14 protein-coding genes and 1 riboswitch are annotated in these 15,809 nt (G+C 45.1%); of the genes, 10 read left to right on the forward strand and 4 right to left on the reverse strand.

Going from position 1 to position 15,809, the window contains the following annotated elements:
• Positions 1–301: 301 nt before the first annotated feature.
• On the forward strand, positions 302–721 hold the full coding sequence (locus MKX80_RS04980; protein WP_095289825.1) for a hypothetical protein: 420 nt from the start codon (positions 302–304) through the stop codon (positions 719–721).
• A 12-nt stretch (positions 722–733) separates the two neighbouring features.
• Positions 734–1,339, forward strand: coding sequence for a hypothetical protein (locus MKX80_RS04985; RefSeq protein WP_095289828.1), 606 nt, complete (start codon positions 734–736; stop codon positions 1,337–1,339).
• Between the two features lie 126 nt (positions 1,340–1,465).
• On the opposite strand, the gene MKX80_RS04990 is transcribed toward MKX80_RS04985, so the two are convergent.
• On the reverse strand, positions 1,466–1,831 hold the full coding sequence (locus tag MKX80_RS04990) for a YolD-like family protein (protein ID WP_339228066.1): 366 nt from the start codon (positions 1,829–1,831) through the stop codon (positions 1,466–1,468).
• Between the two features lie 94 nt (positions 1,832–1,925).
• Complete coding sequence (locus tag MKX80_RS04995; protein ID WP_268337551.1) at positions 1,926–2,537, reverse strand: hypothetical protein; 612 nt, start codon at positions 2,535–2,537, stop codon at positions 1,926–1,928.
• 762 nt (positions 2,538–3,299) lie between these two features.
• Here MKX80_RS04995 and MKX80_RS05000 point away from each other — a divergent pair.
• The 8 genes from MKX80_RS05000 (at position 3,300) to ssuD (ending at position 15,000) form a co-directional block, all read left to right on the forward strand.
• Complete coding sequence (locus MKX80_RS05000) at positions 3,300–4,625, forward strand: TGS domain-containing protein (RefSeq protein ID WP_268342974.1); 1,326 nt, start codon at positions 3,300–3,302, stop codon at positions 4,623–4,625.
• 266 nt (positions 4,626–4,891) lie between these two features.
• Positions 4,892–7,699, forward strand: a complete 2,808-nt coding sequence (locus MKX80_RS05005; RefSeq protein ID WP_268342973.1) for a M14 family metallopeptidase — start codon at positions 4,892–4,894, stop codon at positions 7,697–7,699.
• Between the two features lie 399 nt (positions 7,700–8,098).
• Positions 8,099–8,863 (forward strand): type I 3-dehydroquinate dehydratase, encoded by a 765-nt coding sequence (gene aroD, locus MKX80_RS05010; protein WP_182070985.1) that lies wholly within the window; start codon positions 8,099–8,101, stop codon positions 8,861–8,863.
• A gap of 149 nt (positions 8,864–9,012) precedes the next feature.
• A riboswitch (TPP riboswitch) is annotated at positions 9,013–9,121 on the forward strand.
• A gap of 147 nt (positions 9,122–9,268) precedes the next feature.
• A complete protein-coding gene (gene thiC, locus MKX80_RS05015) occupies positions 9,269–11,044 on the forward strand; it encodes a phosphomethylpyrimidine synthase ThiC (RefSeq protein WP_268342971.1) in 1,776 nt (591 codons plus the stop codon).
• A gap of 201 nt (positions 11,045–11,245) precedes the next feature.
• A complete protein-coding gene (locus MKX80_RS05020) occupies positions 11,246–12,013 on the forward strand; it encodes an ABC transporter ATP-binding protein (protein WP_176276201.1) in 768 nt (255 codons plus the stop codon).
• A 20-nt stretch (positions 12,014–12,033) separates the two neighbouring features.
• The gene (locus MKX80_RS05025; RefSeq protein ID WP_244958309.1) at positions 12,034–13,023 is read left to right on the forward strand and encodes an aliphatic sulfonate ABC transporter substrate-binding protein; all 990 of its coding nucleotides are present in this window, start codon (positions 12,034–12,036) and stop codon (positions 13,021–13,023) included.
• Positions 13,020–13,856 carry an ABC transporter permease gene (locus tag MKX80_RS05030; protein WP_182070983.1) on the forward strand — a complete coding sequence of 279 codons (837 nt, stop codon included), beginning with the start codon at positions 13,020–13,022 and terminating at the stop codon, positions 13,854–13,856. The genes MKX80_RS05025 and MKX80_RS05030 overlap by 4 nt, the downstream gene beginning before the upstream one ends.
• Before the next feature lie 13 nt (positions 13,857–13,869).
• Complete coding sequence (gene ssuD, locus MKX80_RS05035; protein ID WP_154995365.1) at positions 13,870–15,000, forward strand: FMNH2-dependent alkanesulfonate monooxygenase; 1,131 nt, start codon at positions 13,870–13,872, stop codon at positions 14,998–15,000.
• Between the two features lie 29 nt (positions 15,001–15,029).
• On the opposite strand, the gene MKX80_RS05040 is transcribed toward ssuD, so the two are convergent.
• The gene (locus tag MKX80_RS05040) at positions 15,030–15,488 is read right to left on the reverse strand and encodes a hypothetical protein (protein WP_065643538.1); all 459 of its coding nucleotides are present in this window, start codon (positions 15,486–15,488) and stop codon (positions 15,030–15,032) included.
• Positions 15,485–15,691 (reverse strand): helix-turn-helix transcriptional regulator, encoded by a 207-nt coding sequence (locus MKX80_RS05045; protein WP_020450660.1) that lies wholly within the window; start codon positions 15,689–15,691, stop codon positions 15,485–15,487. Before MKX80_RS05045 ends, MKX80_RS05040 begins: the two co-directional genes overlap by 4 nt.
• Positions 15,692–15,809 lie beyond the last annotated feature (118 nt).

A 15,809-nucleotide genomic window follows, 5' to 3' on the forward strand; every position in this document is an offset into this window, starting at 1 on the left:
GTGACATATCAGTATAGAGTTTACCACTTTACGGAAAGGTATTGGTGAATAAATCCTTATCATCCATGAAAATGAATCATTTGGTTTGGGGGATTATTCCTAATTTGATGGCATGAAAATGATCTCGAATGGCAGAGCAGGGGAATAATCGAGAGAAGCATGATGACTATTCCCGAGTCGCAAACTAGAATCATTATTGAAAGTGATGATTATTCTCTTTGTTTTTTGGCTGAAAAAAGAGACATTTCTAGATTTTTCAACTATAATATAAGCAAGAGATGCAGATAAGGAGATTTAAGTGATGTTTAAAATAGGTTATGTGGTTATATGTGAGAATGTCTATAATGATGGAAATCAATTTATAATTAAAAATCCTTATAGTATTATCTCACCAGTCAATATACCAGGTAATTTTTCTTTCAACTTAGCCTTCTCTATGATGAAAATTTTAGAAACTGAACGATCAGAAGAAGTTGCTCAGTTGCAAATTATTATGAAGGATCCAGACAATGAGGTTTGCATTAATACTGGTGTGCTCAAAGCGAGTCCTACACCTCGTAATGAAAGAGAGGCAGAGCATAAAATTCTCATCGGCGATGCAAGCATTAATTTCTCGAATATTGTTTTTAAAAAAGAAGGTTTTTACACTTTGGAAATTATTGTAGATGGAGAAAAGCAAAAATCAATTGAAATTCCAGTTTATATTGACAAAACAGTTTAAAGGAGCAGTTTAATGGGAAGAAATAACCTATTAGTACTGGACGATCAAGGTCAGTCTAAGCTGAATAGTCAAACAAATATACCAGAGGAAGTACAAGAAGCATTTTTAAGCCAACAACGGGTTGATGGTTATATTGACGGGAATTTCGCCATAAAATTTAGAAATATGATACCATCTGAAGATGACCAACATAAAATAAAAATTGATCCTGTCAAAAATCTTCCTTCGGGCAAAGGAGTTGGATCTTCCATGGGCGATTCTAATATTGAACTTTTCCTCAATGAAATAAAAGAAGACCTTAGAGAACGGGAAGCAAGAAACAGAGAAGATAATAAAGAGCGTGAAGAGCGTTACGAAAAAAGAACATCGGAAATTGAAAATCGAATAACAGATCTATACAGTAAATCATTAAAATCTATAGAAGAAAAATTAGAGCAAAACCAAAAGCTATTAGATATGAAGTTAACCAACTTAGACACTAAAATAGGGCATATTGAAAAACAGGTTGAAGAAGTGCACAACCGCACAAGGTTTTGGATTAATTTAATTGTTCCATGTTTAGTGGCAATTGCGATTGGTATAATAAGTACTCTAGTTTCGCTCGGTGTTTTTAAATAGACCTCTTTTTTAAAGGAAAGCTTTGAGTATTATTCCGACCAAAGCTTATTTAGAACGTGTATAAACGACATCAAAATTAGAATTAAAGTGACAAACACCCTCTCTTTTTTAAAAGGAGGGCTTATTTTATTTCACACTAACAACATCCTCAAATTTGATAAAAAAATTTGTGTCTCCTTTTGAATCCACAACATGGAACAGCTTGCGCAGCTGGTTTATGTAATGGATATGGCCCTCTATTTGAACAATCTTCCCGGTTTCCGGTCCGTTAAGCATTGGTAGCGGCTTAAATACAGAAAACTGAACTGGATTATTAAACTCCGTTGCTTCACTTATGATCATTTCCATATCCTCGATCTGAGACATGTCAAGAACCGGCCTTTTTACTTTGTCCTGGTTGCTTTCTAACTCGTGAAGCAGGCCGACATGCTCGAGCAGCATCATAGCCGTCCATTTGATTGATCCCCGATCTTTCAAGTTGTCATCCTTCATGGTGTTCATCTCCTTGAGATGATTATAAGGGGACGTTTGTTCTGTTTCCGACAAGAAAAATAATCCTTTAAAAACCCTTCATTAAAAGAAGGGTTTATTTCGGTTCGATTTTTATTATTACTGCTGTATCTGGAAGTTTGGCCAGATGGACAGAGTAATCCCCATCTTCTATATCCAACATATCTTGATCGCTTTTTAAAAGGTCATTTAGATGTCCAATATCAATTCCTAAAATTTGAAAAACTACGAGTGTATTAAAGAGACCCATATCGGATGCCATATTATCTGAGCCAAAAGTGGATAAATTTAAACCGTTGAAATTTTGATCGTTATCATACCATGCATTCAAAGTAAAACTGCCACCAGAGTCATCACTTTCACTTATTAGCTCTCTTGTATAGATATTTTTATTTTCGTCATATTCAAAATCCCCAATATCATCAAAAATAATTCGATTGAGAATAGGAGAATTCATTTCTTCATCGTTTTCAATTTCCTCAGCTTTTTCATTATATGCCTGTGCAAACTCTTCAAGGCTGAAATTAAATGCTATTTGGCTACTCTCAACGTTATTTGTTTGGATGTTATTGTCTTCACTCTCAGCGTTCTTTGTCTCTTTTTCTTCAGAAGACGTATTTTCACTGCTGCACGCGGATAAAGTGAAGGATAAAAGAAAAATGGATAATAAAAAAATAAAGTTCTTCATAAAAAAATCCCCCTCTTGTTTTAAAACGAACATTTACATTTTAAAACAAATGAGGGGGGTTTTAATATAGACTCGTTTGAACAGCTTGTTAAATAGTTGGTTTACAGCAGCTCTTCTCACTACGCTTTTTCCTAATTATACGAAAGTAAGTTCTTATTATCTGATTTTGTTGATGCTCATTTTCTTCTTCCCTTTTATGTTGGTGATTTTATTATAACATAATTCGATATACGGCTATCCGTAATGCAGAAAAACCTTCCTGAAATTTTTTTGCGCAAATTTTGCACAAAGGTAAACAAAAACCTTGATAAATCAATGGTCTAAAGGGTATGTTCGACCCCGACCACCGGTATCACTAAACATCGTATTGCCAAACGATGAAAGAGCGTTCCTTACAAAGGGGACGCTCTTTTTGTTTATTCCTCAACAAAGCGGAAAGCCGCCAACATAAACACAATGATCAATTGTTGTCCGCACTCTCACTCTTCATTCAGCGCACAGTGTGAAATGATTCATACCGTTCAAACAGCTATCCCTTCATTGACATTCATCCAATCAAATGATCATATTTAGTGAGAATGAAGCACCTTATGCATCAGCAAGGTGCTTTTCTTTATGCAATGATATGTACCAATCCTCCGATCCACCTTTTTACGTTTTGTTTACAAGTTGATCAAACTTTAGCGACATCCGCCAGCTATATTGAATACAGCAAGATCTCATCCAAATATAGACAAAGGAACATTTTGAGGAGGAATACAGTTGTCAATTCGCATTAAATTGCCTGACGGGTCCGTCAGAGAATTTGAGGAGGAAGCAAGCATTGAAGATGTCGCTGCTTCTATTAGCTGTGGCCTGGAAAATGTGGTTGCAGGTAAATTAAACGGAAAGCTTGTAGATTTATCAACTCCGCTTCAGGACGGTGCGCTCGTTGAAATTGTCACCCGGGACTCGGCTGAAGGTCAGAAGTTCAAGCGTGAAAAAGCGCGGGGGACAGGGCGTATTGTGGCACTTGATGCAGCTCGGGGGCTGGCGGTCATCGGGATGTATTTGCAGCACTTCGCTTTGAACGAAACGAACGGTTCAATCGTTTCCGGGAATACGACGCTTCTATTTGTGCTTTGCGGCGGCATCTCCTATTCGATCATGGCCGGGCGTATGATGGATCGAGGAATGGAGCCGGCTGCATTTCGGACACGGATGCTTGCCCGCGCAGTATTTATCGATATGATAGGATATCTGCTCATTATGCTGAATACTCCGTTCGGGGTGATTTTGCCCGCTTATGCTGCACTGTTTGTGCTGGCGTTGGTGCTGATTCGTCGTTCGACGCGTGTGCTCGTTACAACAGCAGCTGTTTTGCTTGCAGTGAGCCCGCCGCTGATGATTCTCGGAGGCAGTGTCCTGTCGGGAGCAAACTTGCTTGGTGATATTGCAGGCGGCCCGATGTCCGCGCTCGCACTTGCACCCGCTTTCGTCGCAGGTATGGCAATCGGGCGCTTCGATCTGACCAAGATGCGTACCGCACTTTCGCTAGTAAGCAGCGGCGCAGTCATGCTTACCGTCTCTAAATTATTGGGCACTTTCGTTCTTCCAGGGCTGAGCCGTTCCTTCGAAGAGTGGCTCGTAAGTGTTCAAGGCACCGCCGGCGCCGAACCGGATCAGTATGCAATCTGGCCGCACAACGTGGCACCGCCGCTTTGGCACAATCTTCTTTCGATCGCTCCGCACAGTGCGTCAACTTTCCAGACGATGCTGGGGCTTGGGGTTGCCTTTCTGGTTCTAGGATTGGTATGTCTCGTGCCGCAGAAGATTTCTACCGTGTTAAAGCCGTTCGCGGGAGTCGGACGTGTAGCGTTGACGATGTATGCAGCTCAGTTTGTTGTCATATGGGCTCTTGAAATCTCGGGGGCCAAGTATGATATCGGGGCAATTCCAATCGGTGATCTGTTCGTCGCGGCCGTGGCGACGGTGACAGGGTGGCTGATTGCACGGCTTCCTAACGGTCCGCTCGAGACAGCGATGCGACGCTATGACAGGGCATTCAGCACCTTGGGACCCGTCACAGGACCGAGGACACCGAGGTAGGCGGTCTCAACATTTTGCCTGAAGGAACCGTCTGAGCAGGCAGCTCCTTCAGGCTTTTAGCCTATCGGGAATTCCGCAATATATCCGAATATGCGGTGGATGAGTTCATGCTGAATCAGAGTGCAAGGAAGTTGTAGAACCCAAAGTTCTGCATGCTTTTGTTATCCATCAATGAAATGCAGCTAGGACCCCTCACCCTTGTATTGGCTTTTCTCTTATCAAGTTTGCAATTTGAAAATATTACGAAATGGGGATGGCATTTTTCTATGTTTAAGAAATCGTTCACAAAGTGTTACCTGATATTGGTTTTATCGTTTATGATGCTGCTTGGAGCGATAGTCCCCGGCGTTGCTATGGCGCAGACTGCCAAGGGGACGGCGTCCGGTCAGCAGACAAAAGTAAAGACTAAAAAATCTCTGAAGTTAAAACTGGACAACAATGTTGCTTCGATGACAGAGAAACGAACGCTTCATGCTACGTTTAAGCTTCCGCAAGGTGTTGATGTGAAGAGCTTAAGCTGGACGTATGACGGCAAACCGCTGTCTCAATGGAAAAAATATAAGGACCGTGATTACACCGGTGCACCTTTCATTACGGTTAGCCATGTAAAAGTGACCAACGGCAAGGTTCATGCTAACATCAACTTCGATCTTCCATACGGTACAGACAACCTGTCAGAGCCGCGATTGCAGCGTCCGCTATACGCATCTCTGATGGGCACATATGATTTGGCGGCAACAGCGAACGGACGAGTGGTTGCCCATGCACCCGTAAAATTGACGCCATATGACAGCTTCCGCACTTACGATGAGCTGAAACCGGAGATCGATGCCGTCACAGCAAAAGCTGCGCAAAAAAACAACAGATATATCAAAACGACTTCCATTGGAAAATCGGTCGAAGGCCGTGATATCTATTTGACGGTACTTGCCAAGGATAAAGCCTCTGTCGATAAGTATCAGAAGGTGACCCACCCTGCCATGCTGAATGACCCGAAGAAATTGCAGGCAGACATTAAATCCGGTGCATTTGGCGACTATAAGGTGCCGATTTGGTTGAACAATATTCATCCGAATGAAGCGCCTGGAGTCGACGCGATCATGAATTACTTTAAGTCAATGGCATTGGATAAGAGCATTACGTATGATACAGTCCTGCCGAATGGCAAGAAAAGCAAGACAACTTTGAATATAGACGATGCATTGAAAAATGTTTTCTTCCTGTTCGTTTATACTGACAATCCGGATGGCCGGGTTCATACAACACGTTCTAATGCTGAGGATTTTGATTTGAACCGGGATAATTCATATCAAACCCAGCCTGAAACGCGCAGCGTAACGGAACAAATCGCGAAGTGGTCGCCGCTGTCTTTTCTGGATATGCACGGATTCGATTCCAATTTCCTGATTGAGCCCTCTACTCCGCCTCATAACCCGAACGTTGAGTATGATCTTTTGATTGATCACATGGTGGAACAGGCAAAGGCTATGGGTGAGGCAGGGATTGCAAATACAAAGTACAACTACTATCACATCCCTTATGAAGAACATCGGAAAACTGCAGAAGATCCGAATTATGTGTCAAAAGGCACGGCTTCGGGATGGGATGATGCATCTGCAGCATATACCGCTGCATTCGCCATGTATCACGGTGCGATGGGGCACACGCTGGAAACGCCCGAGTCGAATGAAGAGTCTACCAAAGCTCTGTATTACAGTTCTGCGGCAGCTGCAAAATATGTAGCTGGAAAGAAGAAAGAACTGTTCCTAAACCAATTAAAAATATTCGAGCGCGGGGTAGACAATATCGATGATCGTGCTGTCGATCATTACTTTGTCAACGCCAAAAACGAAGAGATCGGCCGTCCGCGGCAGGGCAATCAAAACTTCTTCCCAGAATACTACGTACTGCCGGTCGATAAAAACATTCAAAAGAATGTGTTGGAAACCTATAAGATGGTTGAGTACTTCCTTCGCAACGGCGTAAAGGTTGAACGATCAATAAAAGCGGTAACCGTTAACGGAAAAACATATCCGGCAGGATCATTTATTGTAAACATGCACCAGGCAAACCGCGGCCTCGCGAACTTGGTCTTGTCAGATGGAATCGATGTATCTGATTATGAAATAATAGCCGGTGAAATCATTCAAAATTTCCATGATATGCGAGGATTTGACCGTTATGTGATTCGCGATTTCGGGGTGTTCAAAGGCAAGACTTCTCCAGTCACATCCGTATCGTTTCCGGGGACTAAAATGCCAAAACGCTCAGCTTATGTTCTGATCCAGAACACAAACAATGATGCGATAAAGGCAGTCAACGAGTTACTGGCAGCCGGCAAGACCGTTACAATGCTCAACAAGAGCGGATCAGGCTATCAAGCGGGCGACTTCGTGGTTGCCTACAAGGACCTGTCCCCATTGGCTTCCAAGTACTATCTTGACGTGAGCGGATTCAGCCATAAGAAACCAAGCGGCAAAGTTCTCAAGGCTTCTACTGTAGGAGCGCTAGGTGAAGCGGCATATGTACTGAAAAATCTTGGCTTTAACGTCACATCAGAACAGTTGGGCGCAGATGTGCTTGTCAATACGTTCGACTCTTCTAAATATGTTAATAAAGGAAAGCCTTACATTGCGTTTGGAAATATGGGTATGACGAATGTTCAGAAGTGGATACCTGGATTTTCTTTTAAAGGACCTGAATGGGAGAGATACGAAGGCGTCTTCTTGGCAAATGTCATGCAAGATCAGGCCATTACAGCCCCTTACAATAAACAGGAATACTTCTACACAGTCACTGGTTCTTATATTACCGCTATTCCTAAAACGGCAAAAGTGCTCGCAGTGATTTCTGATGAAGATCACTTCTTCAAGGCAGGCTGGTGGCCGGGACATGATGCTGCCAAAGGAAAGATTATGGCCTTCACGTATAAAGATAACAACAAGAACTTAACTGTTTTCGCTAACGATTTAACAAATAACGATCATCCGCAGCATCAATACCGGTTGCTGGCCAATTCGATTTTCAATGCCGGCCCCGGAAAAACTGAAAATGCTTCATCATCAAAACGATGAGAGGCTGGAAAGCTGAAGTTCAAGCGGCTGCCGCAGTGAGGCGTCTCGTCCAAGGCGTCGGAAGCAGAACTGAAGTATGTTATCGCTCGTAAAGAAATGTTCAGACGCCTCACGCATTAAAATAGCAAGGCTCTAAAAACTGCCCTCGATCCGAAGGGCAGTTTTTTCTTGGTCCATGGCAGCATCGTCATTCTTTCGAGTTGCCTCTATCAGAAAGCTTCCGATTGGCGGGCCTCTAGGTATAGCTATTGAAGGTCAGCATACTTGTGCAATAAAATGAAGAGCGGAGAATATGCAGTGGTTCGCATAAAAAATTTTACCTGCGCGAACTGTTGACATTCGGTAGTCACAGTGATTTGATAAAGGAAATTCGAATAAAGAAAGACGGGAGCTGAAACATTGAAGAAACTGGTGAAGGTCAGAGGAATTACATTGGGTGAAGGACGGCCAAAAATCTGTGTGCCGCTTGTCGGAAAAAACCTTGCCCAATTAAAAGAAGAAGCGGCTTATTTTCAAACGCTTGATGCCGATATTGCGGAGTGGCGTGCTGATTTTTATGAAGATGTAGATGACGTTGATCAAGTCTGCGCGGCATTGGCGGAAATCCGCCGCCTTTTAGAGGACACTCCGATCATTTTCACTTTCCGCAGCGCCGCCGAAGGCGGAGAAAAAGAGATCAGCACAGCCCGCTATTTTTCTTTAAATGAAGCGGTTGTTAAAACAGGGCTTGCTGATGTGATTGATATCGAGCTGTTCAATGACGAAGAGCAAGTGAAAGCGCTGGTGGAAGCTGCACATGGTCATGAAGTGTCCGTTATTATATCTAATCATGATTTTGAAAAGACACCAGCTGCAGAAGAAATTGTTTCCCGTTTGCGAAAAGCACAGGAATTAGGGGCTGATCTGCCTAAAATCGCGGTGATGCCGGAAACCCCGGCTGATGTCTTGCGTCTGCTTGAAGCCACTTGTACGATGAATGAGAAGTATGCAGATCGGCCGATTATTACGATGTCAATGGCCGGCAAAGGTATCATCAGCCGCCTGGCGGGCGAGGTATTCGGTTCAGCAATGACGTTCGGTGCCGCAAAGAAAGCTTCAGCACCGGGGCAGATTGCAGCTGGTGAGCTCAAGGAAATCCTTCATATATTGCATCGCAATTTATAACTTGATGATTGAGAGGAGCCTGGCTGACAGCCGGCTCCTTTGTCAGTTTTTTCGTAGTCCTAACGACTCATTTATCTTTCTTTTCGGAATCGTTTTAACTTTCCCTTTTCATTCATAATGGGTTGTGATACGATAATCACGAAATTTAATAGCATTACTAGGGGTGCCCGAATGCGGGCTGAGAGAGAGACATGCGTTTCTTAACCCTTTGGACCTGATCTGGTTCGTACCAGCGTGGGGAAGTAAAAAGGATTCGAGAGAAGATGGGGAATAGGTATGGTCCGTCTGTCTTCTAGCGATTTTACTGACTGTAAAACCAGGTTCATCATATGAGCCTGGTTTTTTGTGCTGGTGCTGTTCCGGAGTTTCGTCCTGATCAATTTTTTAGAGGGGAAGGATTTTTACATGAAACAGGAGTCAGTACAGCAAAAAAACATCTCGATAATGTCAAGTTTTTCAGGGAGCCGCAAAGTGTATGTCGAAGGGTCGCGTCCTGACATTCAAGTGCCGATGAGAGAAATTTCGTTAAGTCCGACGACTGGTACGTTTGGCGAAGAAGAAAATCAGCCTGTCCGCGTCTACGACACGAGCGGTCCCTATACGGACGCCAATGCGGACGTTGATATTCTTAAGGGGCTGAAACCTTTGCGGGCGACCTGGATCAGGGAGCGCGGCGATACCGAAGAATATGAAGGCAGAGAAATAAGACCGGAGGATAACGGTTATAAAAGCAAAGAGAAAGCGAGCCACAGCTATACAGGGTTGAAACGAAAACCGCTGCGCGCGAAAAAAGGACAAAATGTCACTCAGCTGCATTATGCAAGAAAGGGGATCATTACGCCCGAGATGGAATTTATTGCGATCAGAGAGCACGTATCTCCCGAATTTGTTCGTGATGAAGTGGCAAGCGGACGGGCGATTATTCCGTCAAACATCAACCATCCGGAAAGCGAACCGATGATTATCGGCCGCAACTTCCATGTCAAAATTAATGCCAACATCGGCAATTCCGCTGTCACCTCTTCGATTGAAGAAGAAGTGGAAAAAATGACATGGGCGATCCGCTGGGGTGCCGATACGATGATGGACTTGTCCACAGGTAAAGATATTCATACAACGAGGGAGTGGATCATCCGCAATTGTCCCGTTCCTGTAGGAACCGTGCCGATTTATCAGGCGCTTGAAAAAGTAAACGGCGTCGCGGAAGATCTCACTTGGGACATTTACCGCGATACATTGATCGAACAGGCTGAGCAAGGCGTCGATTATTTCACGATTCACGCCGGCGTCCTTCTCCGGTATGTGCCGTTAACGGCAAAGCGCGTCACCGGAATCGTATCCCGCGGCGGGGCGATCATGGCGCAATGGTGTTTGGCTCATCATGAGGAAAGCTTTCTCTACACCCATTTCGAAGAGATTTGCGAGATTATGAAAACATACGATATCGCATTTTCGCTCGGAGACGGTCTTCGTCCCGGCTCGATTGCCGATGCGAATGATGAGGCCCAATTTGCCGAATTGGAAACGCTCGGCGAGCTGACGGAAATCGCTTGGAAGCATGATGTTCAAGTGATGATCGAAGGCCCGGGACACGTGCCGATGCATAAAATCAAAGAGAATGTCGACAAGCAGATGGAGATTTGCAAAGAGGCGCCGTTTTACACGCTCGGTCCGCTGACGACCGATATTGCACCGGGCTACGACCATATTACATCAGCGATCGGAGCGGCGATGATCGGCTGGTACGGAACGGCCATGCTTTGCTATGTGACGCCGAAGGAGCATTTGGGACTGCCGAACAAAGACGATGTCCGCGAAGGCGTCATAACATACAAAATCGCGGCCCATGCAGCTGACCTTGCAAAAGGGCACCCCGGCGCGCAAATCCGCGATGACGCGCTTTCAAAGGCGCGCTTTGAATTCCGCTGGCGGGATCAGTTCAACTTGTCGCTCGATCCGGAAAGAGCGCTTGAATACCATGATGAAACCCTTCCGGCGGAAGGCGCCAAAACGGCACACTTTTGTTCAATGTGCGGGCCTAAATTTTGCAGCATGAGGATTTCCCAGGATATTCGCGACTACGCCAAGGAAAACAACCTTGATGAAGAAAAGGCTATCCAAAAAGGATTGGAAGAGAAGGCGAAGGAATTTAAAAAAGCAGGCGGCAACATTTACAGTTAAAGACGGGCAATACAGCAGATGAAAGGGGAACCTTTCATCTGTTTTTTTATAATATAGGGTTGACAGGTCGGAATAATATGAATTAGTATGTTATTTAATATTTCGGAAAATTCCATCAGCGCTGATCGGTCAACCGAAGGCTCTTATCTCAATTGGGATAAGAGCTTTTTATTTTCAGTTTAGAAAAGAAAGGGGAACAAGATGTCTTTATCAATCCGTGTAAATGAAAAAGCATTTGGAAACGGCAGCCTTAAAAAAAGCGTGCTTCAAGACGTGAAGCTTACGGTCGAAAACGGCGAATTTCTGACTGTCATCGGTCCAAGCGGGTGCGGGAAAAGTACGCTCTTAAAAATCGCTGCCGGTCTTGATGGGGATTATGAAGGGCGAATCAGCATGAACGGAAGAGAAATCAAGGGCCCGGGGATTCAGCAAGGCTTCATCTTTCAGGAGCATCGGCTTTTTCCATGGATGACGGTTGAGCAAAATATCGCCGCAGATTTAAGCCTGAAAGAACCAGCGGTGCGAAAAAAAGTCGATGAATTGATTGAAACGGTACGGCTGAAAGGTGCGGAGAAACAGTACCCGCGCGAGCTGTCCGGCGGAATGTCGCAGCGGGTCGCGATTGCCAGGGCTTTGCTCAGGGAGCCTGAGATTTTGCTGCTTGATGAACCCTTCGGCGCCTTGGACGCCTTTACGAGAAAGCATCTGCAGGATGTACTGACAGACATTTGGAAAGAAAAGAAGATGACGATGATCCTCGTGACGCACGATATTGACGAATCGGTGTATTTAGCCAACCGGATCGCGATTCTTACGGCAAAACCGGGGAGAATCCACAAGCTGATTCCGGTCGATCTGCCATTTCCGCGCAGCAGAACATCGCCCGTTTTTCAATCAATCAGACAAAAAGTACTGAAAGAATTCGAGACAACGGAAACATTCAGCTTTCAGGAAGGCTCAGGGATTTGAGCAGAAAGGAGCGAAAAAACGTGAAAAAATGGCCGTTGTATGTGCTGTGCTGCCTGATGCTTCTTGCGGGCTGTTCAGCAGCCCAATCAAGCAAAGGGGGCGGAGATTTAAAAGAGATCAACATCGGAGTGCAGCAAAGCTTAAGCCCGTTGCTCCTTGCGAAAGAAAAAGGCTGGTTTGAAAAAGAGTTCGCAAAAGAAGGGATTAAAGTGAAATGGACAGAGTTTCAAAGCGGTCCGCCGCAGTTTGAAGGTCTTGCCGCAGACAAACTCGATTTTTCCCAGGTGGGAAATTCACCGGTGATCGCAGGGCAGGCGGCTGGCATTGATTTTAAAGAAATCGGCCTTTCGCAAGACGGTTTAAAGGCGAACGGTATTCTTGTGAAAAAAGGGAGCGGCATCGATGACATAAAAGATTTGAAAGGAAAGAAGGTGGCGGTGGCTAAGGGCAGCAGCGGGTTCGATTTTCTGTATAAAGTGATCGACAAAGCGGGTCTGAAGCCAACAGACGTCAACATCATTCAGCTTCAGCCTGACGAAGCCATGCCGGCATTTGACAGCGGCGCGATTGATGCATGGTCGATTTGGGAGCCGTTTTTGTCCCTTAAAACGATCAAAGGTGACGCGGCAATATTGGTTGACGGGGAACAAATCGACAAGTATTCCCCGGGCTTTACGCTTGTACGAAGCAAATTCGCTGAACAGTATCCGGATGAGGTGATCCGTTTTCTAAAGGTGTATGACAAGGCCGTGAAATGGCAGAAAACCCATAAGAAAGAAGCGGTTGAAGCGTATGCCCAAATTAAAAACCTCGACAAAGAGGTCGTTGAAAACGTGCTGAATAACACCGAACCGTTAAATGAGCCGATCACAGACCGCATCATTCGAACACAGCAGGAGACCGCCGATTTTCAATACAAATTAAAAGCGATTAATAAAGAGATTGATGTAAAAGAAGTGGTCGACAATTCATTTATAAAAAAAGCGCTGAAAGGGGGAGATGACAAATGAGGGCTGTTTCATCAAGCACCCCCTCGATCCAGCCGAAAACAGGCGCAAAACTGAGACCGGCCGCTTTTCGATTGGCATGGGGGAAGGGAGTTGTATTACCTGTCATATTGATTTTATTATGGCAGCTTGTCGGATCATTTGAGCTCATATCAAAAACCGTGCTTCCGGCTCCTTTAGATATATTGCTTACATTTCGGGATCTTATCGTATCAGGAGAGCTTTTCACTCATTTAGGCATCAGCATTCAGCGCGCCGCGCTCGGCTTTTTCCTGGGGGCTGGACTCGGACTCCTGCTGGGGCTTGTGATCGGGTTTTCAAAAATCGCCGAGGATTATCTCGATCCTTCTCTGCAAATGCTGAGAACCGTTCCGCATCTCGCCGTCACGCCGCTGTTTATCTTATGGTTCGGTTTTGATGAGCTGTCAAAGGTGCTCTTGATCGCTCTTGGCGCCTTCTTCCCGGTATATATCAACACATTTTCAGGGATCAGGGGCGTCGATTCGAAACTGTTCGATGTGGCGAGAGTATTGGAGTTCCATTGGCTGAAGCAGGTGACAAAGCTCATTCTTCCTGCATCGCTCCCGAACATCCTCTTAGGAATCCGCCTGTCGCTCGGCGTATCGTGGCTGGGCCTTGTTGTTGCTGAGCTGATGGGATCAAGCGCTGGAGTCGGCTATATGATTATGGATGCCAGACAGTTTTCGCAAACCGATAAGGTGTTTGTCGGAATTTTGATTTTTGCAGCCGTCGGCAAGCTGACGGATTCATTCGTCAGAATTCTGGAAAAAAAGTGCCTTGGCTGGAGAAACAGCTATCAAGGAAACAAAAAGTAAAGGGGAGATCTTTTTGGACATTTTATGGTTTATTCCTACTCATGGCGACGGACGTTATCTCGGTACAAACACGGGAGGGAGAGCTGCAGATCACACCTATTTTCAGCAGGTAGCGCAAGCGGCTGACAGGCTTGGGTATACAGGGGTTCTTCTGCCGACGGGAAGATCGTGCGAAGACCCGTGGATTACCGCCGCCGCTCTGGCGTCAGTCACGAAAAATCTGAAGTTTTTAGTCGCTGTAAGACCCGGTTTGATGCAGCCGTCGGTTGCGGCGCGGATGGCTTCCACATTCGACCGGCTTGCAGAGGGCAGGCTCCTCATCAATGTGGTCGCCGGCGGGGATCCTTATGAATTAGCTGGAGACGGACTGTTTGTCAGCCATGATGAACGGTATGAAGCGACAAATGAGTTTCTCGACATATGGAGGTCACTTTTAAAAGGCGAGACTGTCAGCTATTCAGGGAAACACTTGAAGACCGAAAACGGCCGCTTGCTTTTCCCGCCCGCCCAACAGCCTCATCCGCCAATTTATTTTGGCGGCTCGTCAAAGGCCGGGCAGGAGACTGCCGCCAAACACGCAGATGTCTATTTGACATGGGGAGAGCCGCCCCATCTCGTCAAAGAAAAAATCCAATCTGTCAAAAGGCAGGCTGAAAAAGAAGGGAGAACCGTCCGTTTTGGAATCAGGCTGCACGTGATCGTCAGGGAAACGGAAAAAGAGGCGTGGCTGGCGGCAGATAGACTGATTAGCCACTTGGATGATGAAACGATTGCCGCAGCCCAAAACGCCATGAAACGGACGGATTCATCAGGGCAAAGGAGGATGGTTCAGCTTCATCAGGGAAACAGAAGCAATCTTGAGATCAGCCCGAATCTTTGGGCTGGCATCGGACTAGTCAGAGGCGGAGCGGGAACAGCGCTCGTCGGTGATCCGGAAACGGTGGCCGGCCGGATAAAAGAATACGCCGACCTCGGCATCGAATCCTTTATCTTCTCAGGTTATCCTCATCTTGAAGAAGCGTACCATTTTGCCGAAAAGGTCTTTCCGCTCCTTCCGTTTCGTACAAAACTTCAAAGAAAAGCGTCAGGCGAAGTCATCGGAAATGATCATTTTCCGTCGAGGCAAAAGGAAAGAACGATTTAAATAAAAAACTCCAGACACTCTGGAGTTTTTTATCTGTTTTTATAAAATGAAAACATATACGAAAGATGCTGAATAATGATCAGCACAAAGATGACGATGATCGGAAAATACGGGATCCTGACTTGGAAAAACGGATAAAAGATCAATAGAAGCGCTGCGACTGGCATCGCCACATACAGTACGATATAAGATGTTCTGCATGCTTTTGCGGTAATCATCTGTTCTCTTTCATCCTGTTCTTTAAATTCGTCAGGGACGAGCATAAAGCGCTGCTTGCGTGAACCGCTTTTTTTCTCCAAGTATGTGTAAATCGAAAGGACGAGCCCAAAGAGAAGGATGGGAATCAGATTAAAAACAAAATGGAGCTCTGAAGCGTTTGTTTTCAGGCTTTTGGCGATTTGTTCCGATGTGTGAAAAAAGGTTATAAACGTCCAGCATGCGAGTCCGAACAGAAGGATGTGAAAGAAAGTTCGTGTTATCATATTCATTCGTGTTTGCCTCCTTCTAACCAAAATACGTCTTCCATTTTTAATTGAAATTCCTCGCAAATTTTCAAAGCCAAAAGAAGCGAGGGGATGTAATTGCCTTTTTCAATGGCCGCAACTGTCTGCCTTGTAACCCCGATCGCATTTGCAAGGGCTTCCTGTGAATACCCGTACCTTGCTCTCAATTCTCTAACCCTGTTGTTCATCCTACCACCTGCAATTCTTCGTTTATATAGTATATTTGACATATTGTTAAATGGGTTTGACATAATGTTAACTTGATTTTACAATGTAATCAACATCTTTTGATCTAGGATCGGCAGG

It is taken from the genome of Bacillus sp. FSL K6-0972 (assembly GCF_037976035.1).
Taxonomy (GTDB): Bacteria; Bacillota; Bacilli; order Bacillales; family Bacillaceae; genus Bacillus; species Bacillus haynesii.